Source organism: Paenibacillus sp. FSL K6-2859 (assembly GCF_038008265.1).
Classification (GTDB): domain Bacteria; phylum Bacillota; class Bacilli; order Paenibacillales; family Paenibacillaceae; genus Paenibacillus_AQ; species Paenibacillus_AQ nitricinens.
Window position 1 is genome coordinate 385,875 of the sequence record NZ_JBBOYU010000001.1, and the last position, 24,512, is coordinate 410,386.

At 44.1% G+C, this 24,512-nt stretch carries 21 protein-coding genes; 18 read left to right on the plus strand and 3 right to left on the minus strand.

Annotated features, from left to right (window positions below; genetic code table 11):
* Window positions 1-16 precede the first annotated feature (16 nt).
* The 3 genes from MHB64_RS01740 to MHB64_RS01750 all read left to right on the plus strand — a co-directional run bounded on the left by MHB64_RS01740 (window position 17) and on the right by MHB64_RS01750 (window position 4,103).
* Window positions 17-907 (plus strand): ABC transporter permease, encoded by an 891-nt coding sequence (locus tag MHB64_RS01740; protein WP_094873867.1) that lies wholly within the window; start codon window positions 17-19, stop codon window positions 905-907.
* An 18-nt stretch (window positions 908-925) separates the two neighbouring features.
* On the plus strand, window positions 926-1,804 hold the full coding sequence (locus tag MHB64_RS01745; RefSeq protein ID WP_341136038.1) for a carbohydrate ABC transporter permease: 879 nt from the start codon (window positions 926-928) through the stop codon (window positions 1,802-1,804).
* Window positions 1,805-1,868: 64 nt separating this feature from the next.
* Window positions 1,869-4,103, plus strand: a complete 2,235-nt coding sequence (locus MHB64_RS01750; RefSeq protein WP_341133584.1) for an amylo-alpha-1,6-glucosidase — start codon at window positions 1,869-1,871, stop codon at window positions 4,101-4,103.
* A 73-nt stretch (window positions 4,104-4,176) separates the two neighbouring features.
* On the opposite strand, the gene MHB64_RS01755 is transcribed toward MHB64_RS01750, so the two are convergent.
* Window positions 4,177-5,040, minus strand: a complete 864-nt coding sequence (locus MHB64_RS01755; protein ID WP_094873873.1) for a Cof-type HAD-IIB family hydrolase — start codon at window positions 5,038-5,040, stop codon at window positions 4,177-4,179.
* Between the two features lie 273 nt (window positions 5,041-5,313).
* Here MHB64_RS01755 and MHB64_RS01760 point away from each other — a divergent pair, with 273 nt between their 5' ends.
* The gene (locus tag MHB64_RS01760; RefSeq protein ID WP_341133585.1) at window positions 5,314-6,555 is read left to right on the plus strand and encodes a DUF445 domain-containing protein; all 1,242 of its coding nucleotides are present in this window, start codon (window positions 5,314-5,316) and stop codon (window positions 6,553-6,555) included.
* 153 nt (window positions 6,556-6,708) lie between these two features.
* Here MHB64_RS01760 and MHB64_RS01765 read toward each other — a convergent pair whose 3' ends face one another.
* Window positions 6,709-7,812 (minus strand): glycosyltransferase family 4 protein, encoded by a 1,104-nt coding sequence (locus tag MHB64_RS01765; RefSeq protein ID WP_341133586.1) that lies wholly within the window; start codon window positions 7,810-7,812, stop codon window positions 6,709-6,711.
* A gap of 182 nt (window positions 7,813-7,994) precedes the next feature.
* On the opposite strand from MHB64_RS01765, the gene MHB64_RS01770 reads away from it, so the two are divergent.
* Window positions 7,995-8,771, plus strand: a complete 777-nt coding sequence (locus MHB64_RS01770) for a YheC/YheD family protein (protein WP_341133587.1) — start codon at window positions 7,995-7,997, stop codon at window positions 8,769-8,771.
* On the opposite strand, the gene MHB64_RS01775 is transcribed toward MHB64_RS01770, so the two are convergent.
* The gene (locus tag MHB64_RS01775; RefSeq protein ID WP_094873878.1) at window positions 8,764-9,579 is read right to left on the minus strand and encodes a hypothetical protein; all 816 of its coding nucleotides are present in this window, start codon (window positions 9,577-9,579) and stop codon (window positions 8,764-8,766) included. The genes MHB64_RS01770 and MHB64_RS01775 overlap by 8 nt on opposite strands.
* 378 nt (window positions 9,580-9,957) lie before the next feature.
* Here MHB64_RS01775 and MHB64_RS01780 point away from each other — a divergent pair, with 378 nt between their 5' ends.
* From MHB64_RS01780 to MHB64_RS01840, 13 genes are all read left to right on the plus strand, one after another.
* Window positions 9,958-12,159 carry a PAS domain-containing hybrid sensor histidine kinase/response regulator gene (locus MHB64_RS01780; RefSeq protein ID WP_094869628.1) on the plus strand — a complete coding sequence of 734 codons (2,202 nt, stop codon included), beginning with the start codon at window positions 9,958-9,960 and terminating at the stop codon, window positions 12,157-12,159.
* A complete protein-coding gene (locus MHB64_RS01785) occupies window positions 12,159-12,782 on the plus strand; it encodes a C39 family peptidase (RefSeq protein WP_341133588.1) in 624 nt (207 codons plus the stop codon). Before MHB64_RS01780 ends, MHB64_RS01785 begins: the two co-directional genes overlap by 1 nt.
* Before the next feature lie 121 nt (window positions 12,783-12,903).
* Window positions 12,904-14,856, plus strand: coding sequence for a type I pullulanase (pulA, locus tag MHB64_RS01790; RefSeq protein WP_341133589.1), 1,953 nt, complete (start codon window positions 12,904-12,906; stop codon window positions 14,854-14,856).
* A 295-nt stretch (window positions 14,857-15,151) separates the two neighbouring features.
* Window positions 15,152-16,636: a glutamate synthase subunit beta gene (locus tag MHB64_RS01795; RefSeq protein ID WP_341133590.1), complete on the plus strand. Its 1,485-nt coding sequence runs from the start codon at window positions 15,152-15,154 to the stop codon at window positions 16,634-16,636.
* A 126-nt stretch (window positions 16,637-16,762) separates the two neighbouring features.
* Window positions 16,763-17,332, plus strand: a complete 570-nt coding sequence (gene yfcE, locus MHB64_RS01800; RefSeq protein ID WP_341133591.1) for a phosphodiesterase — start codon at window positions 16,763-16,765, stop codon at window positions 17,330-17,332.
* A 124-nt stretch (window positions 17,333-17,456) separates the two neighbouring features.
* Window positions 17,457-18,485 carry an agmatine deiminase family protein gene (locus MHB64_RS01805; RefSeq protein WP_341133592.1) on the plus strand — a complete coding sequence of 343 codons (1,029 nt, stop codon included), beginning with the start codon at window positions 17,457-17,459 and terminating at the stop codon, window positions 18,483-18,485.
* Between the two features lie 55 nt (window positions 18,486-18,540).
* Window positions 18,541-19,416 (plus strand): N-carbamoylputrescine amidase, encoded by an 876-nt coding sequence (gene aguB, locus MHB64_RS01810; RefSeq protein ID WP_094876734.1) that lies wholly within the window; start codon window positions 18,541-18,543, stop codon window positions 19,414-19,416.
* Window positions 19,417-19,674: 258 nt separating this feature from the next.
* Window positions 19,675-20,121: a tellurite resistance TerB family protein gene (locus MHB64_RS01815; protein ID WP_094869635.1), complete on the plus strand. Its 447-nt coding sequence runs from the start codon at window positions 19,675-19,677 to the stop codon at window positions 20,119-20,121.
* A 126-nt stretch (window positions 20,122-20,247) separates the two neighbouring features.
* Complete coding sequence (locus tag MHB64_RS01820; RefSeq protein ID WP_341133593.1) at window positions 20,248-20,844, plus strand: TerD family protein; 597 nt, start codon at window positions 20,248-20,250, stop codon at window positions 20,842-20,844.
* A gap of 29 nt (window positions 20,845-20,873) precedes the next feature.
* Window positions 20,874-21,449: a TerD family protein gene (locus tag MHB64_RS01825; protein WP_094869637.1), complete on the plus strand. Its 576-nt coding sequence runs from the start codon at window positions 20,874-20,876 to the stop codon at window positions 21,447-21,449.
* A gap of 67 nt (window positions 21,450-21,516) precedes the next feature.
* Window positions 21,517-22,098: a TerD family protein gene (locus tag MHB64_RS01830; RefSeq protein ID WP_094869638.1), complete on the plus strand. Its 582-nt coding sequence runs from the start codon at window positions 21,517-21,519 to the stop codon at window positions 22,096-22,098.
* Between the two features lie 240 nt (window positions 22,099-22,338).
* Complete coding sequence (locus tag MHB64_RS01835) at window positions 22,339-23,640, plus strand: TerD family protein (RefSeq protein WP_341133594.1); 1,302 nt, start codon at window positions 22,339-22,341, stop codon at window positions 23,638-23,640.
* Window positions 23,641-23,666: 26 nt separating this feature from the next.
* On the plus strand, window positions 23,667-24,407 hold the full coding sequence (locus MHB64_RS01840) for a TerC family protein (RefSeq protein WP_094869640.1): 741 nt from the start codon (window positions 23,667-23,669) through the stop codon (window positions 24,405-24,407).
* Window positions 24,408-24,512 lie beyond the last annotated feature (105 nt).

Below are 24,512 nucleotides of genomic sequence, written 5' to 3' on the forward strand. Positions count from 1 at the left end.
AAGAGATGATCCGTAAATGAAAAATAAAAAAGATCAGACAGCATTCCATCTCATGATGGCGCCAGGCATGATTTTCCTAATTATCTTTTCGTTTATTCCAATGTTCGGGATTATAATGGCTTTTCAGAATTATATTCCGGCTAAAGGAATGAGTGGTTCATCCTGGGTAGGTCTTGATAATTTCAAATTTATGCTACAAATTCCAGACAGCAAACAGATTTTCAGTAATACGATCGTTATCGCGTTATGGAAGATTATTGTGGGTACTTTTACATCCATTGTGTTTGCCCTGTTATTAAATGAAATTCGTGTGAAGTTTGCTAAGCGATTTGTACAGACAGTTGTATATCTGCCGAACTTCTTGTCATGGGCGATCTTGGCTACTGTAGTCATGAACATCTTCTCTTATGAAGGTCCCGTTAATGCCATGTTAAGCTGGTTTGGGATTGACCCAGTCTTGTTTATGGCCAGCAATACCTGGTTTAGACCGATGCTAGTATTAACAGATGTTTGGAAAGGTTTCGGGTACGGTTCAATCATCTACCTAGCTTCCCTGACATCTATTGATCCCGGACTTTATGAGGCGGGCTCCATCGATGGAGCCAACCGGTTTAAGAAACTGTGGCATATCACGTTGCCAGGTTTGATGCCAACTATTTTGCTGGTTACAACCTTGAACTTGCCGAATGTATTAAATGCTGGTTTTGATCAGATCTTCAATCTGTATAATCCTTTGGTGTATGAATCTTCGGATATTATTGATACCTACGTTTATCGGGTGGGTCTGGTAGAAAGACAATACAGCTTAGGTACAGCAGTTGGCCTATTACGGTCGGTCGTTGGTATCGTACTGATTCTTTCTGCGAATAAATTGGCCCAAAAACTTACGGATTATCGTATTTTCTAAAGAAAGGGGGGTTCTCCCATTTACGCATCTAACATCAAGGGTCGTATTGCAGATGTTATTATCTGGGTATTTGTTCTAGCATTCGCTTTGTCCTGTCTTATACCGTTAGTCAATTTAGTAGCCATCTCTTTCAGTGATAATGCGGCGGCTTCGGCAAATCTTGTAAGTATATTCCCGGTTAATCCGACATTTAGCTCCTATGAAAAATTATTGTCTGACAGCCAGTTTTGGCGTTCATTCATGATCTCTGTAGAACGGGTAGTGTTAGGTCTGCTTGTGAATATGGTACTGATGATTCTTACAGCCTATCCATTGTCTAAAAGTTCACGAGTATTCACAGGTCAGAAGATTTATATGACTCTCGTTATCTTTGCAATGTTATTCTCAGGCGGATTGATTCCAACCTTTATGGTAGTCAAAGAGCTTAACCTTTTAGACTCCATCTGGTCATTGATCTTACCGGGTGCCGTACCGATAGGGAATGTTATCTTGCTGATGAATGCATTCCGGGCTGTACCGAAATCGCTAGAGGAAGCTGCGAATATAGATGGAGCCTCGCAGTGGAGAATATTAGGGACAATTTATCTTCCGATAGTATTGCCTACGCTTGCCACGGTTACGCTCTTTACTATTGTGGGCCATTGGAATGATTACTTTGGTGCCCTGGTGTATATTAATAAAACGGCGAATTATCCATTGCAGACCTATATCCAACAGCTTAGCGTTGAGGTTCAGAATATTACAGATCCGGAGAAATTAATGGAATTAGCAAAGGTTTCGAATAAGACTTTGAACGCTGCTAAAATCGTAGTCTCCACGCTGCCATTGTTGTTGATTTATCCGTTTATGCAAAAGTATTTCGTATCAGGGATTGTCGTTGGTTCGGTTAAAGAATAAATATTAGTAGACAGCCGCTATGAAGCTTCATAGCGGCCTACTATTTTCAAGTAGGAGGCTTACAATGAATAGTAATAGTAATCAAGTTCATCCATCAATTCTGGATGAAATGAAGATGTTTATCTCTCCAGAAGCTAATCGGAGTATTTCATTTACGAATAAAGAGGCCGCATTTTATTTTACGCAATCTCATCATACGAATCATGTGGAACATGCCTTTTTTGAGGGATTGAATATTGCTAAGAATAGAATTTTTGGTGGATACACTTTATTTGTGGGTGAGCAGAAGCTAGACAATCGACAATCTGAAGTTTGGGCCTATCCTTACAAAATGGTGCGTAACCATGCGGATTTGACAGAAGAGCTGTGGTTGTTGGATTATCATAATCTATTAGAAATTAGTCTCGCTAATGTGCAGGAAGCCATAGGTATTACTTTAAGAGGAGAGAATGTTACTTATATCAACCAACTGGATCAAATCGCGTTCTTTAGCCCTATCGAGGGAGATTGGGTCATTGCAGTTAGTGCTATTAACCCTTCGCCTTTGCACATGGATAATGAAATTCTAATGGCCGACGCAAACGCTGGAGGCTATTATATCGCTGTAGGGAAGACGAACGAAGCAGCAGCAGGTTTAATCCTTAAAGCTAAGCGAGATATAGGTGCTCTGAAAGATGAACGTGTTAAGCGGATGGAAGAGTTCTTACACCACAATGCCCATCTAACCAGCAGTGATGATACATTTACTTTAGCGATGAATTGGTTGAACATCACCATGGATCAGTTGGTTACTAGACAGCAGGGTGATGGTATCTATGCAGGACTGCCATGGTTTAACGAATATTGGGGACGGGATCAATTCATAGCTCTTCCAGGCGCGGTGCTCGTTACAGGGCAATTCGAAACGGCTAGAAATATCTTGCTGTCATTCGCAGAATTTCAGAATACGGACGAAGATTCTAAATACTTTGGTAGAATTCCAAATATCTTATCTCCTGGAAAGGTGGATTACCATACAACGGATGGTACACCGCGATTTATTAGCCAGTTGCAGGATTACGTTAAATATTCAGGAGATACAGCGATCATTAAAGAGCTTTATCACAATGTACAAAATAGTATTGAAGGTTCCATAAAATATTGGGTAGATGATAAAGGGTACTTGAAGCACGCAGATAATGAAACTTGGATGGATGCCCGGGATGGCAACTTGGAGTCGTATTCTCCGCGGGATACCCGTGCCAATGATATTCAAGCACTCTGGTATAACCAATTGCTTGCTGGTGTTTACTTTGCTGAATATATGAATGACAAGGTGAATGCGGATAAATGGAAGGGCATTGCTGACACCTTGAAGCACCATTTTGAGTTGGATTTCTGTGATCAGGCTCATCCTTATTTAGCGGATAGACTAGACGCAGAGGACAAGCCGGAATTCTCCTTGCGCCCGAACCAGTTATTTGCTTTTGAAATGTTTAACGATAATGACTTTAAAGCAAGAGCGATTCGTACCGCATGGGAAGAGTTGGTCTACCCTTGGGGCGTTGCTTCTTTAGATAGACATCATCCTTTGTTCCGTCCATTTCATTTAACACCTCATTATCCGAAAGACGAGGCTTACCATAACGGTGCGGTCTGGATTTGGCTTAATGGTATTGCGATGCAGCGTATGATTGAAGCGGGGCAGGATGAAACCGCCTATCAGCTATTCAAGAATATGAACTGGCAGGCCTTGAATCTAGGTGTTGTTGGTGGACTTTGTGAGAATATGGATGCTTATCCTGTGGAAGGGGAGAACTGGGCGAAGTTGACGGGGGCATACCTGCAAGCTTGGTCTAATGCTGAGCAGCTGCGTGTGTGGTATCAATATTTCTTAGGTATCCGTCCAGACCTGATTAACAATACACTGACCATTGCTCCAAGAATTCCGCAAGAGCTTGAATCCTTGGCTTATAATGTGAATATAGGAAAGGGACAGATCGAAGCCACGTATAACCGTGGACTTGAAGTCACTTACGCCTATACATTCAAGAATGTGGGACTGGAAGTTATGATCGATGTGTCTCCTTTTGAGAAGGTATCGCTTGAGGTTAAACCAAATATGGAGCTGGTTGTAAGACAAGAGGAACATTTACTGGCAGTCACCTTATATGATGAGAATCATCAAATACTCAAGGAGATTCAGTCAGGGCTGTCCGAATCACGTGTTATGCATAATAAGCAGAATAACGAGTTGTTAAAAGACGTTGAGTTTGCTAAGCCATTGAGCTTGGACAATCATCCTTGTATAAAGCGGTAGAAAAAAAACCTCTGACCCATCCTCAGGATGCTGTCAGAGGTTATTTAGCTGTTTATGATTAAGGTATGTTGGTTCAGAATTTAGCCAAAAGATGCTCAATTCCTACCGCTACCCCATCTTCATCATTACTGACGGTAACAAACTCAGCCATTTCCTTCAGAATGGGTGCCGCGTTAGCCATGGCAATTCGGTAGCCGGCCACCTCGAACATCGGTTGATCATTATAACTGTCACCCATTACGGCTACATCTGCTAGCGGGATGCCATAGTGGGCGGCGAGTATAGTTACACCTGAGCCTTTGTTGGCGTCCTCATGGTTAATTTCGATATTATTGACATGGGAGGCTGTAATAATGAGGCCAGGGATCGCGGCGAAGCGGGTGGAGGCTTCTTTGAGCAGCTCCCGGTTTAGAGAAAAGGCTAATGTTTTATAAATGACGTTTTCTTCTTTACTCCAGATCTCTTCCATACTTTCGACGTATGTTACAGCCGCTTGTTGAAACTGCTGATCGATCATTGCTTTGAGCAGCCAGCTGACCTCCTCGGGTACTTCTTCTTCACTTAGTGCAGATAGCTTCTCTAATCTTACCCGTTTATTGAGTTCCACATATACGTTGTCCTCTGTGTATACCTCGTAATACAAATCAGGAATTTCGTTCATCCAGCGTAATGCAGGAATGATGTCCTCCTTATTCAGCGGCTTACTTGCTGCAAGCGTGTGGTCAGACAATGTAACCACTGCGCCATTCAGACTGACTACAGGGCATTCCAGATCTGCCAGCCGAAGTTGTCGTTCCGCATCCATAAAGGAGCGTCCCGTAGCAATAATTACGATATGACCTAAATTCTGAGCCTTTATAATCGCCTCACGGTTCTTTGGGCTAATTTGTCCTTCTTCGTTTAGCAATGTACCATCCATATCTAAAGCAATAAGCATAGTGTATGATCTCCTTGTCCAGTCATAGTTGTGCCCTTCGCGGGCCAGTGAGAACGTTACTTGTATCTTATCATTAATATTCTGAAAACCAAAAACACCTTTTCATTCCTATTCTAATCGTATATTTTTAGAAAATAGTTCAGTCGTGGTACAATAGTGGTTAAACTAATCGACTAGCCGAGTCTATCGTCTGTTCATGTTCGTGGGACGTGATCCGCCGATATTTTTCCTGCGTAAGGACATCGGCAGCTGTGTATGTAAGGGGGACTAATCGTGAGATCCAAAAACTTGGCCACCATGTCACTAGCTTTTATGGCATGTGGGTTTCTGATTACACTATTTCTACCTGAAAATCTCGCTGTAATTCTACTAAGAGGCGGCTTTGAGGCCGGGCTCGTTGGGGGGATTGCCGACTGGTTCGCGGTAACCGCGTTATTCCGCCATCCGCTCGGGCTGCGTATTCCACATACCTCACTGCTGCTCAAGAATCGGGATAAGATTATCCAGTCGTTAATTACCGCTATGGAGACTGAGCTGCTGAACAAAGAGAGTATTGAGAACAAGCTGCGCAAGTTTGGTATTATGTCTATGGGTTCCAAGCTGCTGACAAAGTTCTTTAGCAAGAAGAAGGTGAGAGCCCAGATTCTAGAGCAGCTTAGCGAATTCGTGTCACGTCTTCCGGTAGAAAAAGCCGTACCTTTTCTTCAAAAGGCCGCTTCCGATTATATTCGTGAAGCAGAGCTTGGGGTTGCGGCTGATAAAATTGTCACTAAATTAATGAACGATGGAAAAGATGTAGCGGCTCTGGATTATGCGCTGGAAGGGGTATCTAATTGGAGCGGTCGTCCTGAAACGAAAGCTATGCTGGGTAAGATCGCCAGTGAGAAACTGGCTGAAGTGAAGCTCGGTGGACTTAAGGGGATGGCTTTCCAGGCTTTCGTTGGATTTATGGATGCAGATATGCTTGGTGAAATGCTGCAAGGAATGCTACAGTCCGGTATTCGCGATTTCCGTGAGGAGGATAGCCCTTACCGTGAAGAGATCATCCGTGAAATTCGGGTGGCGCTGTTCCAGATTGTTAATGATGAGGCTAGAATGACTTCTGTAAAAGAATGGGTACTACATGAGCTTGAGGGAGAAGCGGCAACCGCTTTTCTGCATACTCAATTGGGGAACGCACGTAGCAAGGCGCTTTCTTTATTGGAAGAGGATCGGGCAGCTGGCGGACGCAAGTTATTTGCACTATACGCCATGCTTGTGCGCCGTATCAGTAAGGAACAAGAGTGGATTGGTAGCTGGGAGGAGCGGATTCGCGCTTCATTAATTGCATTTGTAGAGGCTAACCACTTCCGAATTGGTCTTTTGGTGAAAGAGAATCTAGATAGCATGGACGATGCTAGTTTAGTGAATATGCTGGAGGATAAAGTAGGTAAAGATCTTCAGTGGATTCGCGTAAACGGCGCGTTATGCGGCTTTGTTGTAGGGCTTGTTCTTACGGTTGTTCAGTTTATTTAAATCAAAGTAGTCCGTCTCCAGTGACTGGAGGCGGACTATTTTTTTGAAATATATGAGAGTATAAGTTTCACACTATACTTTCTGTCTTATATTTCTCGCTTAAACGCTTATCGTCCTTATAAGGATGCCGAAGGCGTTTATGCTTGTAGGAATCTATTGTTGTACTAAGGCAGCTTGATAAAGCCGCTCCAAATCAGTTGCTGTACGTTGCCAATTGAAGGCATCAAGCGCATCCGCTCGTCCTTGTCTGCCAATGGTTGCTGCTACCTCTGGATTCCGGCCTAGTCGCAGCAAATCTCTAGCAAAGGGTAAGGCCTCCCGATATCGTTCCACCAGATATCCATTATGGCCGGAGTCGATAATCTCACGGATACCGCCATTGCTAGAAGCGATGACCGGTAGTCCCGAGGCCATAGCCTCTACATTAACAAGTCCAAAGGATTCATGATTCTGAGAAGGACATACGAAGCAGTCGGCTGCTTGATAAAGGGTATGGATATCCTCATGAGCTACATTTCCAAGAAAGGAGACGGATACGCCTAGTCGCCGAGCAAGCAGCTTCAGCTGTCGCAAATACGTCGGTTTCCCTTTGCCTGCAATAACAAGATGAGCGGGAAGGTGTTTATTTAAATGGTACATAGCACGTATCAATACGGGCACCCCTTTGCGGGGAATGACTCGACCGACGAACAATACGGTAAAGATTCTCGGGAGTCTGTAAAGTCTGCGAAGATGGTATTTTTCCTGTATCGCTACAGGAGTAAATCGATCAAGATCTGCTCCGAGCAGGACGATGCGGATTTCATTGTTCAATTGAGGGAAACGACGGCTTAGTCTTCGCTGTAGAGAGTGGCTATTCGCAATAATCAGATCTGCTCTAGCCAAGGCACTGGCAGTCTTAACTGTGTCCGGTGTGAATGTAAGAGAATGCAGAAATAGAAATACAGGAAGATGAGGGAGCCGTTTCTTTACAGCAGACATAAGATGGGGACGATTATCGATCTGAACGATATCAAATGACTCATTCTGAATGTAGTCTAACACCGAAGTACGATAATGAACGGGAGTACTTGCGGGTAATCGAATGATTCTTACCTGCTCCAATATGGAAGTATCGGGCAGTCCCGGCACTCTGCGGCTCACAATGGTAACCCTATGTTTCTCAGCCAGCCTTCTGGCAATGGCCCAAATGCAGATTTCTACTGACCCGTCTCCTGGAACCGGGAGACGTTCCGGCGCAATAATACAAATATGCATGGTTCATGCCTCCTCTGATCCGCTAATGGTTATCCTCTTCCCACCATATGCAGCTTGAGTATCTGGAGATACATCTGAGAGCGGAGAGGGCGTTCAACCCATTCCATTCATATAGTCGGAGCATAAAATACTAAGGTTAAGCAAGGCTGTGATCATTATTTGAGTGACAGGGGAGAGGGCAATTGGGAACGAAGTTAAAGTCTGCGTTGACCAGCAAATGGATTAAAACCAAGGTGCTCATGCAAAGTTCCGAGATTTCACCGCTCATTCCAGAAACAGTGAAGTTTAGTAAAGCAAACTTAAGAACGATGCTCTTGAAATATGGGATGATTTACGTTAAGCCGGAACATGGCACCTATGGTAACGGTGTAATGAAGGTTGAACAGAGTAAGGATTCCCATGGAACGGAATACAAATACCAAAGTGGAACAAAGATAAAAACCTTTGGAGCCTATGACACCTTTTATTCATCCCTTAAGAAAGCGACACGCGGACGTAGTTACTTGATTCAGAGAGGGATTGTTTTGCTAAAGCACGGAAAGCATCGTTTTGATATCCGTGTGATGGTCCAGCTCAGTCCGCGTGGCAAATGGGAAACTACCGGATTGATTGGCCGAGTAGCTGAGAAGGGCAAGATTGTTACCAATTATCATAACGGTGGTACGCTAATGTCTATGGAGAAGCTGCTGTCGCCTTATTTGAACGATGCTCAGCAAACTCAGATGCTTAAGATATTGCGAAAGCTAGGTGAGGATACCGGACGTTTCTACCATAAGAAATATCCTGGCTTTAAACAGATTGGTGTAGATGTAGGATTAGATAGCCACATGACGCCTTGGATTATTGAAGTGAATACAAGTCCAGATCCATATATTTTTAAACATCTTTCTAATAAAAGCATGTACCGCAAAGTGATGGCTTACCGCAGAGCAAATGAGAAAAAGAAGTCCGCTAACTGATTTGCTTCTTCGTATTCGCAATAACAAGGGAAATCTTTTGTTCGAGCTCAATTATTTTTTGCTTATGGGTTGCAATCTGACGATAACCGGAGACCAGTGCAGCTAAGGACTGGGTAGTTAGGGTAAGGTTTTGTTTGCGAATCGCTGCTTTAAAGTCAGTCCAATCTGCTGAAATACGTTTGTTTAAAGAGGTGATCACGCTCTTGTTAGATTTGATCGTGATTTGAGGACTTTCAATGCCAGACAAGGTTTTGCGAGTCTCGGCTATCTTTTGGGAACGTTTCTTTTTCGCGGCGTTCAGCTGATTCTGCTTGTCACTGATCTCTTGGCGTGCCAACTGAACCAAGATCTTCATAGCATCACCTTGGGCACGCAGTACGGTATTCAAGGTCTTGTCCTTAAGAGACTTGGCGATACTAATTCGCTTGTTAAGTGCACTATACTGGTCGAATAAGGGCTGATAGCGCTGCTTGCTGCTCTTAACGGAGGCTTCCAATCGGGTCACTGCTTCAAGATCAATCCCTTTAATTTGTTGACGTACCACAACCAGCGATTGCTCATTATTGTAGTGAAGGATTCGGATTTGCTCCTCGCGCTGATCATACTGCAGCTTTAAGGTGGATAAATCATTGTAAAGAGAAGTCAGCTTAACCCTGGCAGGACCTTCTGCCGTTGCGGCCGTCAGATCAAAAGCCGCTTTAACAGAGGGGGTTAATTCTGTTGTAGATGCAGCAATAGCTTCGGATGATGTGCTTAGCAGTAGCAGGATCGTAAGCAGTAGTAAGGGCACTGACTTAAATATTTTCATTTATTCTCCTCCTATTGTCGCAACCTAATGGCAACAAAAAAAGCACCCGTAGCAAAGGCAAAAGCCTTTATTACGGGTGCTTCCAGCGTAATAGGTCACGAACGATATTATTAAAATATAAGAAAGTATAAGTTTCACGCTATACATTATTCTTATATTTCTCGCTTAAACGCTTATCGTCCTAACGAGGACGCCGAAGGCGTTTGTACTTGTGTTTAATAATAGTTTGCCCCAAGCCATCCAGTCAATATTTAAAATTAAGCTATTCCCTATTCAAAATGATGCGCAGGACATTTCTATACTCACTTCTCTTATCGTATACTGAACTTAGGATGGAATAAAGGATGCAACGTTCGCAACAAAGGAGGTCTGGCGTAGATGGATAACGCGGTGGAATATAGCACAATGTTGGAACATGCATTTATGAGGTCCCCAGAGGGAATAGCCGCACTGTCTTTATACGATGGTAAGGGCAAGTGGCTGAAGGTCAATCCGGCTTTTTGCAATTTACTTGGCTTAACGGAAGCTGAGTTTCTTGCTGGGGCTATTTTTGCAGAAATGGAAAATAGACAGACGTCTTCGAAAGAGCTTTCCTATAGATTGGTGATGGACGAGCTTCAGAATTCTCCAGCAGGGAGCTGGAAGAAGGAAGAATGCTTTCGCAAAGGGGATCACCTGGTATGGCTTTCCCTGACATTCTCAGGATTTGGAACAGTAGGACAAGCCCCTTCGTGTATTATTGTGTACGCCGAAGATATTACAGAACGAATGATTGCAGATCAACAAATGGCAGTTCAACGAGATCTAGAGGAACAGATCTATCAAAGTGAACGTAATTATAGATTGATGTCCGAGAATTCGCTGGATTTAATCTCGCGTCATGCAGTTGAAGAGCGTAAACAGTTTGAATTCAAGCTTCAGGAGAATGAACAGCGCTATAAATCTTTATTTGAATATAATCCCTCTGCTGTGTACTCAATGAATTTGCAAGGAGATTATTTAACGGCCAATGCGAATCTGGAGAAGCTGACCGGGTATTCGCTGGAAGAACTGATCGGAATGTACTTTGGTCCCGTTGTGCATGAGAAGGATATGGAGAAGACACTGTATCATTTTAACTTAGCCGCTAAGGGATATCCCCAAAGCTATGAACTGACGCTTATTCATAAAGACGGTCATTTTGTAGAGATCAATACCACTAATATTCCGATCATTGTAGACGATCAAGTGGTTGGTGTATATGGTATTTCCCGTGACATTACGGAACGTATAAGATATACAGAACAAATTGAGAAGCTAAGCAATGAGTACACCCTGATATTAAATGCAGTCTCGGAGGGTATTTTTGGGCTCGATATGGAGGAGAAGGTGACTTTCATTAACCCTGCAGGTTTGCATATGCTCGGCTATGAACATGATGAGATCATGGGCCATTCTTATCTGGATCATATGCAGCAGACAGCACTTGATGGGATCCACTACAGGCCCGAGGAGTCCCCGCTTATCAAGGCTATTAGGTCAGGGGGATCTTATCAGAGTAAGGATGCAGTCTTATGGCGTAAAGATGGCACGAGCTTTCTTGCAGAGTACCAGGTAACGCCTCTTTTTGATAAAGGTGAACCTAAGGGTGTTGTAGTCGTGTTCAGAGATATTACGGATGAGAAGGAGATCATTCGTGCCAAGGAATCTGCGGAGAAAGCGGACCAAGCTAAATCAGAGTTTCTAGCCATTATGAGCCATGAAATTCGCACGCCTATGAATGGCATTGTGGGGATGACTGATCTGCTTGCAGAGACGGAACTAGATGAAGAACAACGTGAGTACACCAATATTATTAAGGAGAGTAGTAGCTCTCTTCTATATATTTTGAATGAAATTCTTGATTACAGTAAAATTGAAGCCGGAAAAATGATGATCGTACATGAGCCCGTGTATCTTCAAGAGGTACTGGACAGTGTAACGGATCTGTTTATGGCTAAGGCTTTGGAAAAAAATCTTGAGCTGTCTTACAGCATGGCACAAGGGGTTCCTACGTGCATTATGGGAGATGCAGGCCGATTACGTCAGGTATTGGTTAATCTGGTCAGCAATGCGATTAAATTTACTGACCGAGGCAATGTCTGTATTTATGTGGAGCAGAAATTGTCCGTGGTTTCAAAGAAATCGACTTTGAAGTTTAATGTCAGAGACACGGGGATAGGTATTCCTTTAGAAAAGCAGCATCAGTTGTTTCAATCATTTTACCAGCTGCACTCCTCGTTTAACCGTAAGTATGCCGGGACGGGGTTAGGCCTAGCCATTTGCAAGAAGCTTGTCGAGCTGATGGGTGGAGCCATTGCGGTGGAGAGTAGTGAAGGAAACGGCTCTAATTTCTATTTCACGCTACAGATTAATCCTGAAAGTAAATATGAGGGCGATGAGGTAGATATTACTCTGGCAGAGCAGAAGCCCGCACAGGAAATGGAATCACAATCTAATTCAGAGGGATCTATGGATGTTGGTGGAAATGTGATTTTACTTCCGGAAGGCTCTGCCCTTTCAGCTTCTAAGCCAAACTCTTCAAAGGGAGAAACATCCTGATGAAGCATAGAAACTCCAGTCTCAGTAACAAACTATCAGTAGATCCATACACACAGTGGGAGGCTGGGGTTTCATCCCCGTCTTCTGCATGTGGACCAGCGACCCTGGCAGCTTTAACGGAGTATTGGAATACCCGGCTAAGAATGGGCTTTATTCGTGGCAAAGGTCATTTTCACTCTAAAGCAGCTCATATTAATTACATATACAGTCATCACGGAGGTACCCCTTTAGGCATGAGTGTACGTCGGTTTGTAAAGGGAATCACAGCTTATATCCACTCCTCAATCTCGCCAAAAGGGGGACATAAGCTATCTATCTCTACTTTTAACGATTTCGATGTGTATAAAGTGGAGATTGATGCAGGTCGGCCAGTAGCTGTTAAATTTGATAAATGGTTTAATTTTCGGTGGAGAGGGAATTTTGCTTACGATTACCACTGGGTATTAGGAATAGGATATGAAGTACCTGATAACGGGGATTGTCCAATCCTCATCGTTCAGGATAATGGTGTGAGGTATAGGGATGGAAGGATTGCTCTCTGTAAAGAACGCCGCATCCCATATTATGCAAATAAAGACATCATCACAATGGTGGGAATGAATATCTTAGAAACGCCAAGTTAGTCGTGATTTAGCTATGCAATTACCCTGGAAAAATGATCTGGTTATTTTGAGTCCAAACGTTTGCACAAATTTGAGGATCATACTATAATCCAGTTAATAACTGGAAAAGGGGATAGGTGCTTTGTCCGTACAAAAGGAAATGAAGGAACCGATTTTTTATGGTGATCCTGCGACTACTAGAGGGATTTCCGTATTTGCTCAGGAGTTTGATCATTTGTTTAGTTATGACGGGGATGATCTCGGACTTACATATTCATCGGCCTCTTCATCATTTTGCTTGTGGGCTCCTACGGCTCAGGAGGCAGAGCTAGTAATTTATGATTCATGGCAGGGAGCTGCGGAGTCCGAATATGCTATGATCCGCGATATTCGGGGAACGTGGAGAGCTACGGTTGACGGTGATTTAGATGGCAAGTTCTATACCTACCGAGTTCGTCTAGGTGAACAGTGGAATGAAGCAGCTGATCCTTACGCACGGGCTGTTGGCGTGAATGGGGACAGAGGCGCTATTCTAGATTTGCGCAAGACGGACCCTGAGCGGTGGACAGAAGATAAGCCGTCGTTTGAGGATCCTGTAGACGCCATTATTTATGAGCTTCATTTGCGTGACTTATCCATTCATCCAGCAAGCGGAATGGCTCATAAGGGTCAATATCTCGCTTTGGCGGAAGAAGGAACCCGCGGACCAGAGGGCATTCTCACCGGACTCGATCATATCGCAGATCTCGGTGTAACCCACGTGCAGCTATTGCCTATTTATGATTATTCTACAGAGAGTGTAGATGAGACGAAGCTGGATGAGCCGCATTTTAACTGGGGTTATGATCCGAAGAACTACAATGCTCCTGAAGGCTCCTATGCTACGGATCCTTATGTGCCCGGACTACGTATTCAAGAACTAAAAACAATGATTCAAGCGCTTCATGATCGTGGACTCCGCGTCATTATGGATGTAGTTTACAACCATGTGTACGACGGATACCGCGTGAATTTCACTAAACTGGTTCCTGGCTATTATTTGCGTTATAAACAAGATGGAAGCCTGTCGAATGGCTCAGGCTGCGGAAATGACGTGGCTACAGAACGTATGATGATGTCCCGCTTCATTGTGGACTCCGTGGTCTATTGGGCTAAAGAATACCATATCGACGGCTTCCGCTTCGATTTGATGGGCTTGATGGATGTCGATACAATGCGGGAAACCCGGCGGCGTCTGGATGGAATAGATCCGTCCATCATGACGATCGGTGAAGGCTGGATGATGGGGACTGAGCTACCGGTGGAACGGCTCGCTCATCAGAAGAATGCTTCCCTTATGCCGGGAATCGGACATTTTAATGATGATTTCAGGGATGCTATTAAAGGAAATATCTTTTTGTATGATCAGCCGGGCTTCATCAGTGGAATGATGGGTCTGGAGCCTGCGATCAAAGCAGGGGTTGCGGGAGGAATTGACTTCAGCCCAGGAATTAAGCAATTTGCCGTGGAGCCTCAGCAAAACGTTAATTATGTAGAGTGTCATGATAATCATACCTTATGGGATAAGATCGTATTGTCCACCGAGGGTGAGACGGTTACGCAGCGCCGTTCCATGCATAGACTGGCTTCTGCGATAGTGTTCATGAGTCAGGGGATTCCTTTTATCCATGCAGGGCAGGAGTTTATGCGTACGAAGGACGGGGTGGAGAACAGCTATAAATCTTCGGTCGAAATCAATCGTATGGACTGGGAATTGTGCGCCGCGCATCAGGAAGATGTGGCGTATATGAAACAGTTAATCGCACTGCGTAAAGCTCACCCGGCCTTCCGCATGCGAACAGCAGCTGACATTCGGAACCATTTGGTTTTTGAAAAAGCACCCGCAAGTGCAGTAGCTTACACGCTACGTGGTCATGCTGGAGAAGATGCAGCGAAGCATATTTATGTTCTTTTTAATGCGAATGCTGAACACACTACTGTGGTTCTGCCGCAGCTTGGAGCATGGAAGACCATCTTCGGGGCTGATCTTACGCAGGAGCTGACTGGAAATAAGCTAACTGTAAATGGGATTGGGACAGTAGTCCTGACGGCGTAATAAATAGTCTTTTACAAGATCATTATTGAAAAGCATGCGATGTAACGTACTTTAATAAGGTACAGTACACCGTGTGTTTTTTTGTTATTCCATTTTCTTAACTTGATTGTTTCATTTTACATAAAAAGGTGACATTACTCATTTTCGATGATGATATTGCATGTTAATATGAAGACATTTACTTTGGTGCTTTAGAGTGGCATAGGCTTGGCAGCAGACAAACATAGAAAGTACCTTTCTTTTTTAGCGGTTCAGAAAGTATATATTTGTGGGGTATTTAGAGAGGATGAGAGAGATGGGGAAAGCAACCGGATTTTTGGAATTTGAACGGCAGACGCCTTCGGAGTGTGAGACGCTGGAGCGGATTAAGAATTGGGATGAATTCTCGATTCCTATGGATGAAGAGAAGCTGCGCGAGCAAGGCGCACGTTGTATGGACTGTGGTACGCCATTTTGTCATGTAGGACGTCTGTTATCTGGTATGGCTTCCGGCTGCCCTCTACACAACTTGATTCCTGAATGGAATGATATGGTTTATCGTGGAAACTGGGAGGTTGCACTGCAACGTCTGCATAAGACCAATAACTTCCCTGAATTTACTGGACGTGTATGTCCGGCACCTTGTGAAGGTTCTTGTACAGTAGGGATGAACGGCAAGCCTGTAACGATAAAGTCGATTGAAAAGTCGATTGTAGATAGAGGTTTTGAAGAAGGTTGGATTGTTCCTGAGCCACCGCTTATTCGCACAGGTAAAAAGGTAGCCGTAGTGGGCTCGGGTCCAGCAGGTCTTGCCTGTGCAGCTCAGCTTAACAAGGCGGGGCATTCGGTGACCGTGTATGAACGGGCAGATCGGATTGGCGGTTTGTTGACGTATGGTATTCCGAACATGAAGCTGGATAAGAAAACGGTTCAGCGCCGGGTAGACCTGCTGAAGGCTGAAGGCATTACATTCGTAACTCGTACAGAGATTGGGAGAGATATCTCGGCGACACAACTCAAGGCGGAGCACGATGCTGTTGTCTTGTGTGGCGGGTCTACGCAGGCACGAGAGCTTCCTCTAGAGGGTCGTGAGCTGCGGGGCATTCATCAGGCGATGGAGTTTCTGACACTGAATACTAAGAGCTTACTGGATTCAGAGCTTGCTGATGGCGAATACTTGTCTGCGGCAGATAAGGATGTAGTTGTAATCGGTGGCGGGGATACTGGCACAGACTGTGTAGCTACGTCGATCCGCCACGGCTGTCGTAGTGTGATCCAGCTTGAGATAATGCCACAGGCTCCACTGACCCGTCAGCCTAGCAATCCATGGCCGGAATGGCCAAAGGTTCTTAAGGTGGACTATGGCCAAAAAGAAGCAGCTTCACTGTATAAGGAAGATCCACGTCGTTATCTGGTTTCGACGAAACGTTTTGTTGGTGACGACGGTGGTCATGTGCAGGAGCTGCATACCGTGCGAATTGAGTGGAATCGTAATGAACAGGGAAGGATAGTTCCGGTTGAAGTACCAGGCAGTGAAGAAGTTCTAACGGCACAGCTGGTACTACTCGCATTAGGATTCACAGGGCCCGAGGAGACTGTGCTAGGTGAGCTTGGGGTGGCACGTGATGAGCGCGGAAATGTCAAGGCGGAGTTCGGAGCACAAGCGACCAATGTAGAAGGGGTATTCACAGCAGGTGATATGCGCCGCGGACAAAGCCTTGTAGTTTGGGCCATTGATGAGGGGCGACAGACAGCCCGCGAAGTGGACCGATTCTTGATGGGATCATCGAACTTGCCGTAAGAATAGAGGCATATAGGGCAGGGCGTTCCTTTTGGAGGAACGTCCGCTTTTGCGTTGTTTGCCTGTTCAAGGTTAAAATTGAAACCTAAGCACAAGATCTATTTAAGTCGAAAAGGAGAATACATGATGAAGCTAATGTTTATTTCCGATATTCACGGTTCTTTATTCTGGTTAGAACGGGCTTTGGAAAAGGTAGAGGAAGAACAGCCAGACAGTCTTGTAATCGTAGGAGACTTTTTATATCACGGTCCCAGAAATCCACTGCCGAAGGGTTATGACCCGCAGGGAGTTGCTAATAAACTGAATGAATATAACAAAAAGAAGCCTATTACGGCAGTACGTGGTAACTGCGATGCTGAGGTAGACCAGATGCTGCTGCAGTTCCCGATGATGGGCGATTATGTGATGCTACTGCATGAAGGCAGACGAATCTATGTTACACACGGTCATGGCTTTAGTATTGAGAATTTACCGGCACTGTCTGAGAAGGATATCTTTATTCAGGGGCATACCCATCTTCCGGTTGCGGATGTAAAAGAGGGCGTATACGTGCTGAATCCTGGTTCGATATCGCTGCCTAAGGAGAATCATCCGAATTCCTATGGTATTCTTGAGGGTGGAGAATTCATCGTTAAGGATTTTGAGGGCGATGTGGTAAAAAGGATTACACTAAAAGCTCAGTCAGATCCCATATGACCCGAATTCCTTCCAACATTATTAGTGTTCCAGGGAATTGAGCACTAGAACATATTATTGTATGATGAGGTAGGAGTTTTAGGGCAGGGCTGGCTCCAAATATAATAGTAAAGGTAGTTAACACATGAATCCTAAAGATTTGAACTATACAATGCCACCGGAATGGGGCAAGCATGAACGTACTTTTATCTCCTGGCCGGTGCAGGAATCTATGTGTTTCCCGGATAACCACGAGTCGGTATGCCAAGGTTATGCTGACATTATTACAGCTATTGCGGAGTTTGAACCGATTACGGTCATCGTTAACCCGGAGGACGTGGAAAAGGTAGAACGTCTGGTCAGCGGACCGAATGTAACGCTGCTGCCTATAAAGCATAGCGATGCTTGGCTGCGTGATAACGGGCCTACCTTTGTTGTTAATAAAGACGGCGTTCTAGCAGGCGTGAACTGGAAGTTTAATGCCTGGGGCGGTAAATATTCACCTTGGGATCTGGATGATGAGGTAGCTCCACAGATTCTCGAACACTCACAAGTGACACGCTTTGATGCGCCGCTTGTGATGGAAGGCGGCTCGATCCATACGGATGGAGAAGGCAGCTTGATTACTACAGAAGAATGTCTGCTCAATACGAACCGCAACCCGGATTTGAAGCGCGAGAATATTGAAGAGTACGTATGCAATTATACAGGTACAGAAACTATTATCTGGCTTAAGCGTGGTCTAAGTGGTGATGAAACCGATGGTCATGTGGATAATATCGCTTGCTTTGCTGCTCCAGGTAAAGTCATTATTCAGGTCTGTGAGGATCCGCAGGACGAGAATTTTGAGATTACACAGGAGAATCTTCGTATTTTGGAGAATGCCATAGATGCAAAAGGGCGTAAGCTGGAGATTATCAAGATTCAGCAGCCTCCACGGGTGGATCATGACGGCAGCCGTCTGACGCTCAGTTATTTGAACTTCTATTTCGTAAATGGTGGAATTATATTGCCTGTGTTTGGCGGTACAGCGGTGGAAACGGATAAACTTGCTGAGGAAGTACTGGCTGGTTTGTTCCCGGAACGTAAGATTCGTACCGTTAACGGTATGGCGGTCATCACCGAGGGCGGGAATGTTCACTGCACTACGCAACAGATGCCGGCTCAGCAATAATTGAAGGAAACTAAACGTCCAATGGGACATTTATATATATAAGGAGGACAGATTCTTGAGAAATGTAAAAGTAGCTGCGACGCAAATGAGCTGTTCCAGCAATATTGATGAGAATATCAGCAAAGCCGAAACCTTGGTCAGAGAAGCGGCGGCACAGGGAGCACAAATTATTTTGCTGCAGGAGCTGTTCGAGACACCGTATTTCTGCCAGAAAGAGAAAGCTGATTATTACGCATATGCAACAGAGCTTGAGCATAACAAAGCGATTAATCATTTCACAGCAATAGCCAAGGAACTGCAAGTGGTGCTGCCAATCAGTTTTTATGAGAAAAAGAACTACGCACGTTACAATTCACTAGCTGTAATCGACGCCGATGGAACGATACTGGGCAAATACCGCAAGAGCCATATTCCAGATGGCCCAGGGTATGAAGAGAAATTCTACTTCAATCCGGGAGATACTGGCTTTAAAGTATGGAACACTCGCTATGCCAAGATTGGTGTAGGGATTTGCTGGGATCAGTGGTACCCGGAAGCGGCTAGAGTGATGAGCCTGATGGGAGCAGAAATTCTGTTCTATCCAACCGCTATCGGATCAGAACCACAGGATGGATCGATCGACTCTAAGGATCATTGGCAGACTTGTATGCTTGGGCATGCAGCGGCTAACCTTATTCCAGTCATTGCCTCCAACCGTATCGGTGAAGAAATTGATGAAGATTCTAGCATTAATTTCTACGGCTCTTCGTTCATTGCGGGACCGCAAGGCAATAAAATTGTTGAAGCAGGCCGAGACGAGCAAACTGTAATAGTGAGTGAATTTGATCTGGATGCTTTGGAAGTCGGACGGATCGAGTGGGGCGTCTTCCGTGATCGCCGGCCGGATCTGTACAAAATGATTGGTTCTTATGATGGGGACATCATTCTTTAATAGAATTTACAGGTGAATGTGCTAAAGGCATTGCTAGAGAGGATAGAATCTCTGGCAATGCCTTTTTTTGGTGTTTCAACTTTCTGTCAAAAGAGCTGTAAAAGTCTGGAAAAGTAGAATATTGCTATTTTATCAGGTATATTAGAAGAGTAAACCGTGATTCAGGGATCTACTATGAAAATTCTGTCGGATACGTGGAGAGGAGGCTCTAGGATATCTTTTGTTATCATAATCTTACGGTGATAGAAGGAGAATACGATGAGCACATTTAAAAGCTGGTTGAACACAACCAAAAACGGACTAACAGATCAAGTGAAGAAATTCAAAAATAAAGATTTCATGAATGCGGTAGTTGCGGGTTGCGCCTTAGTTGCTGCTGCCGACGGTAAGATAGAAGAAGCTGAAAAGAACAAAATGGCCGGCTATATGAATATGAGCAATGAGCTAAAGGTGTTTGACATGAGAGACGTCATTACCCAGTTCAACTTTTATGTAAGTAACTTTGAGTTCTCACCAGAAATCGGTAAGCAGGAAGCACTGAAAGCCATCGGTAAGTTTACTGGCAAACCAGATGTGGGACGTGTAATTGTGGGTGTGTGCTCAGCTATTGGATCAGCTGATGGTGATTTTGATGACAATGAAAAAGCAGTTGTGCGGCATATTTGCGGTGTCTTGGGATTAAACCCTAGTGAATTCAGTTTATAAATGATGTAATACCCTATACATGAGTTCGGATGAAACGTATTTAATTCTTTAGCGTATCACTCATATAACATCCAAAAGCTAGACTACTAGATGGTGATTTTTTTTAGAGAATGGAGGTACGTAAAGTTGGCTGGAATTAATCTGGTAAAAGGTCAGAAGATTGATCTCACAAAAGGTAATGCAGGCTTATCTAACGTAATTGTAGGTTTAGGCTGGGATCCGGCTGCGCCGGCTCGAGGATTCTTCGGTGTGAAGAAACAGGCCAACGTGGACTGTGATGCCTCAGCATTGATGCTTAATGAGAATGGTAAGTTAGTTAAGAAGGGGAACCTGATTTGCTTCCATAATAAGCAAAGTCCTTGTAACTCTGTTATTCACTCTGGAGACAATCTCACGGGTGATGGAGACGGAGACGATGAACAAATCATGGTCAACCTGAATGCTATTCCTTCTGATGTGCACAAGGTTCTTGTAGTGGTGAATATTTATGATGCCACAAATCGTAAACAGGATTTTGGTCTGATCAAATCAGCGTATATCCGTGTTATGAATGCTGTAGGCAATAATGAACTAATCCGCTTTAACCTATCTGATAATTACAATGGCTACACGGCACTGATTTGTGGGGAGCTGTACCGACAAGGTGGAGAATGGAAATTCGCCGCAATTGGTGAAGGTAGTCACGCGGCACATATCAATCAACTGGCAGAACGCTACGTATAATCCAAATAAAAGAAAAGAGGAATGTTATCATGGCAATTAATCTATCTAAAGGTCAAAAGATCGATTTAACAAAAACAAATCCGGGTCTATCCAAAATCACAGTAGGTCTTGGTTGGGACACTAATAAATATGATGGCGGTAAAGATTTCGATTTGGACGTTTCTGTATTCTTGACTAATGCGAACAGCAAAGTTGAAAAAGAAACGAACTTTATTTACTTCAATAATAAACAGAATGAGAATGGTTCAGTTGTTCATACAGGTGATAACCGTACGGGTGACGGCGATGGTGATGATGAGCAGGTTCAAGTGGATCTTCTGAGTATCCCAGCAGATGTGGAAAAGGTAGCTTTTACCATTACGATTTATGAAGCTGATGCAAGAAGCCAAAACTTCGGACAAGTTTCCCGTTCTTATGTACGTATCGTAAATGATTTAAACAATGAGGAGCTCATTCGTTTCGATTTGGGTGAAGACTTCTCTATTGAAACTGGTGTTGTTGTTGGTGAGCTATACCGTCATGGTGCAGAGTGGAAGTTCAATGCCATCGGTAGCGGCTACAAAGACGGCTTGAGCGGTTTGACTCGCGATTACGGCCTGCAATAAGCCTTGTAGTATAGAGCTTAGAGTTACACAGTGAACTGAATCTACTCAATGAAAGAAGGTTATGTCCGTGACGATCAGTCTCTCCAAAGGACAGCGAATTGATCTTACCAAGACTAATCCAGGTCTGACAAAGGTAGTAGTTGGATTGGGCTGGGACACTAATAAATATAGTGGAGGTCAAGAATTTGACCTCGATGCTTCAGCGTTTCTGCTTCATGAAGACGGCAAGGCTAAAGGTACAGATGATTTTGTATTCTATAACAATCCAAATGGTGGTGCGAGTTCTGTAATCTACACTGGAGATAACCGTACAGGTGAAGGTGACGGAGATGACGAGCAAATCATCGTTGATTTCACCAAAATCCCTGCCCATATTCAGCGTATTGGGATAACAGTAACCATTTATGATTACGAATCTCGTGCACAGAACTTTGGACAAGTCTCCAATGCTTTTGTACGAGTTGTGGATGCTTCGTCGGATCGGGAAGTACTTCGTTTCGACCTGGGTGAAGAATTCTCAACAGAGACAGCCGTTGTATTCTGTGAATTCTACCGCAATGGTGCGGATTGGAAGTTCCAGGCTATTGGTAGTGGTTTTGGCGGCGGTCTTAGCGCATTGTGTAGAAATTATGGGCTGGACGCGCAATAGCATCTTCCGGGCGGGGTCATCACCGATCCTGCCCTTTTTTAATTCTTTATGGATTCCCTCACAAAGGACATGGAAGGGATCTCGAAGGATAAACTCCACTATGTGGGGTTATTTAAAAATATAAGCAAGTTAAGGTTCATACGATACTATATATCTTATATTTCTCGCTTAAACGCTTGTCGTCCTTATAAGGACATCGAAGGCGTTTATGCTTGCTCCATTTATAAAGGTGGTGTAAGAATGGGTATTACAGTTGTTAAAGGACAAAAGGTCGATTTAACTAAAGGCAATCCTGGACTTGATTCTCTTATCGTAGAGATTGGCTGGCAATCGCCATCTTCACTTGAGATTGATACTTCTGCTTTTCTGCTTGGAGCGCAAGGTAAAGTAAGCAAAGATGAGGATTTGATATTTTATAATAATCCGTCTACACCTTATATCAGATATAAGGAAATGCCTACATCAGACAGCCTCAAGCAATTTGACGTGGAACTAAACAAAATTCCTTCTGATGTGATGAAACTCGCGTTTACACTTACCATTTATGATGGCGAGAAGCGAGGTCAAAGTTTTAGGCAGGTAAATCAGGCCTATTTTCGGATTCTGAATCAAGTAACAGGTGCGGAGCTTCTCCGATGTGATCTTGAAAATCATTTCTCCGTGGAAACGGCTGTTGTGGTAGGAGAATTATATAGATATAACGGTGAATGGAAATTCAGCGCCATTGCCGCGGGTTTTGCTGGTGGTCTACAGGAACTGTGTAAGAACTTTGGATTAGAAACGAACGATGAACCAGCACCGACACCAATACCAGTGCCTAAGCCTGCTGCTCCACCGCAGCCAGAGCTTAAACGTCAATCAGCGCCGGTAGCGGAGCCTAAGATTCAGATTCCACCTCCTCCTGCAGCCGCGCCTTCAGCTGTAACACCCCCTCCGGTCAATCTCAACCTGAAGAAGATCGAACTGAAGAAAAAAGGTGATTCGATCAACCTGAAGAAATCAGCTGGTGGTTTGGGTGAATTGCTAATTAACCTCAACTGGAATCAGAAGCAGGGTGGAGGGCTATTTAATCGTAAAAATGGTGTGGATTTAGATCTTGCTTGTCTATATGAGTTGAAGAATGGCAGCAAGGGAGTAGTTCAGGCGCTGGGCAATGCTTTTGGCTCATTGAACCAACCTCCTTATGTCATGCTTGATGGAGATGACCGGACAGGCTCTGTAACAACCGGTGAGAATCTGCGGATTAACGGCAGCAAAATTGCTGATATTGAACGGATTCTAATTTTTTCTTTTATTTATAAAGGCGTTACCAATTGGTCAGAAGCTGACGGTGTTGTCACGATTACCCAGAGTGGCGGCCCCGATATTATTGTCAATTTGGACGAGCATAACAACCGCAAAGGCATGTGTGCTATCGCGTTATTTCGGAATGTGAATAACGAGACATTCAGTGTTGAACGGCTGGTCCAATATTACAGTGGTCATCGGGAGATTGATGAGGCATATGGTTGGGGACTGCGCTGGGTTGCTGGCAGTAAATAGACGATTTTTTCGGAGGCGCAAGTGTAATGGATTGGTTCGCTGATTTTTTTAGGAATATTAGTGAGAACTACGGTCATTTTTTCTCATGGAGCGATGTGGTAGGTACGCTCTCAGACCCGGTTAGCTGGGGCATTATTGGTAGTTTAGTTCTGCTAGAGGGACTGCTCTCTGCAGATAATGCGCTTGTTCTCGCCGTCATGGTTAAGCATTTACCTAAGGAACAACAGAAGAAGGCGCTCTTTTACGGTATTATAGGCGCTTATGTATTTAGGTTTTTGGCTATCGGTCTAGGGACATTTCTTATTAAATTTATGTTGGTTAAGGTTCTTGGTGCAGCCTATCTCTTTTATATCGCCTATGGCGGGTTATTTAAGGGCGGTGGCGATGAGAAGATCGAGAATAAGGGGTTCTCTTTTTGGAAGACGGTTTTCCTTGTTGAATTAATGGATATTGCTTTCAGCATTGATAGTGTTATTGCTGCATTTGGTGTTAGTAACCAGGTTTGGGTGCTCTTTATGGGCGGAATCATAGGCGTTCTGATGATGCGGGGAGTAGCGCAATTATTCTTGAAGCTTATTGATAAAATTCCGGAACTTGAGCGTGCCGCCTTTGCGCTTATTGCCATTATTGCTGGTAAAATGCTCGCGGGCGCTTTTGGGTACGAAATGCCACATGTATTATTCTTTTCAATCATTATTCTTGTATTCGGTGGTACGATCCTTTACAGCGTACTGCGTAAGAAAAAAGAAGCCCATAGAAATGCTTGATTTCAAAGCTAGTTGAACACTGCTGCTTTCAGGTAATCGTATATGTTTATAGCGTAGGCCTTCACTTATATATGAGAGAACCGGATAGGGTATAGCTGGTTCTGC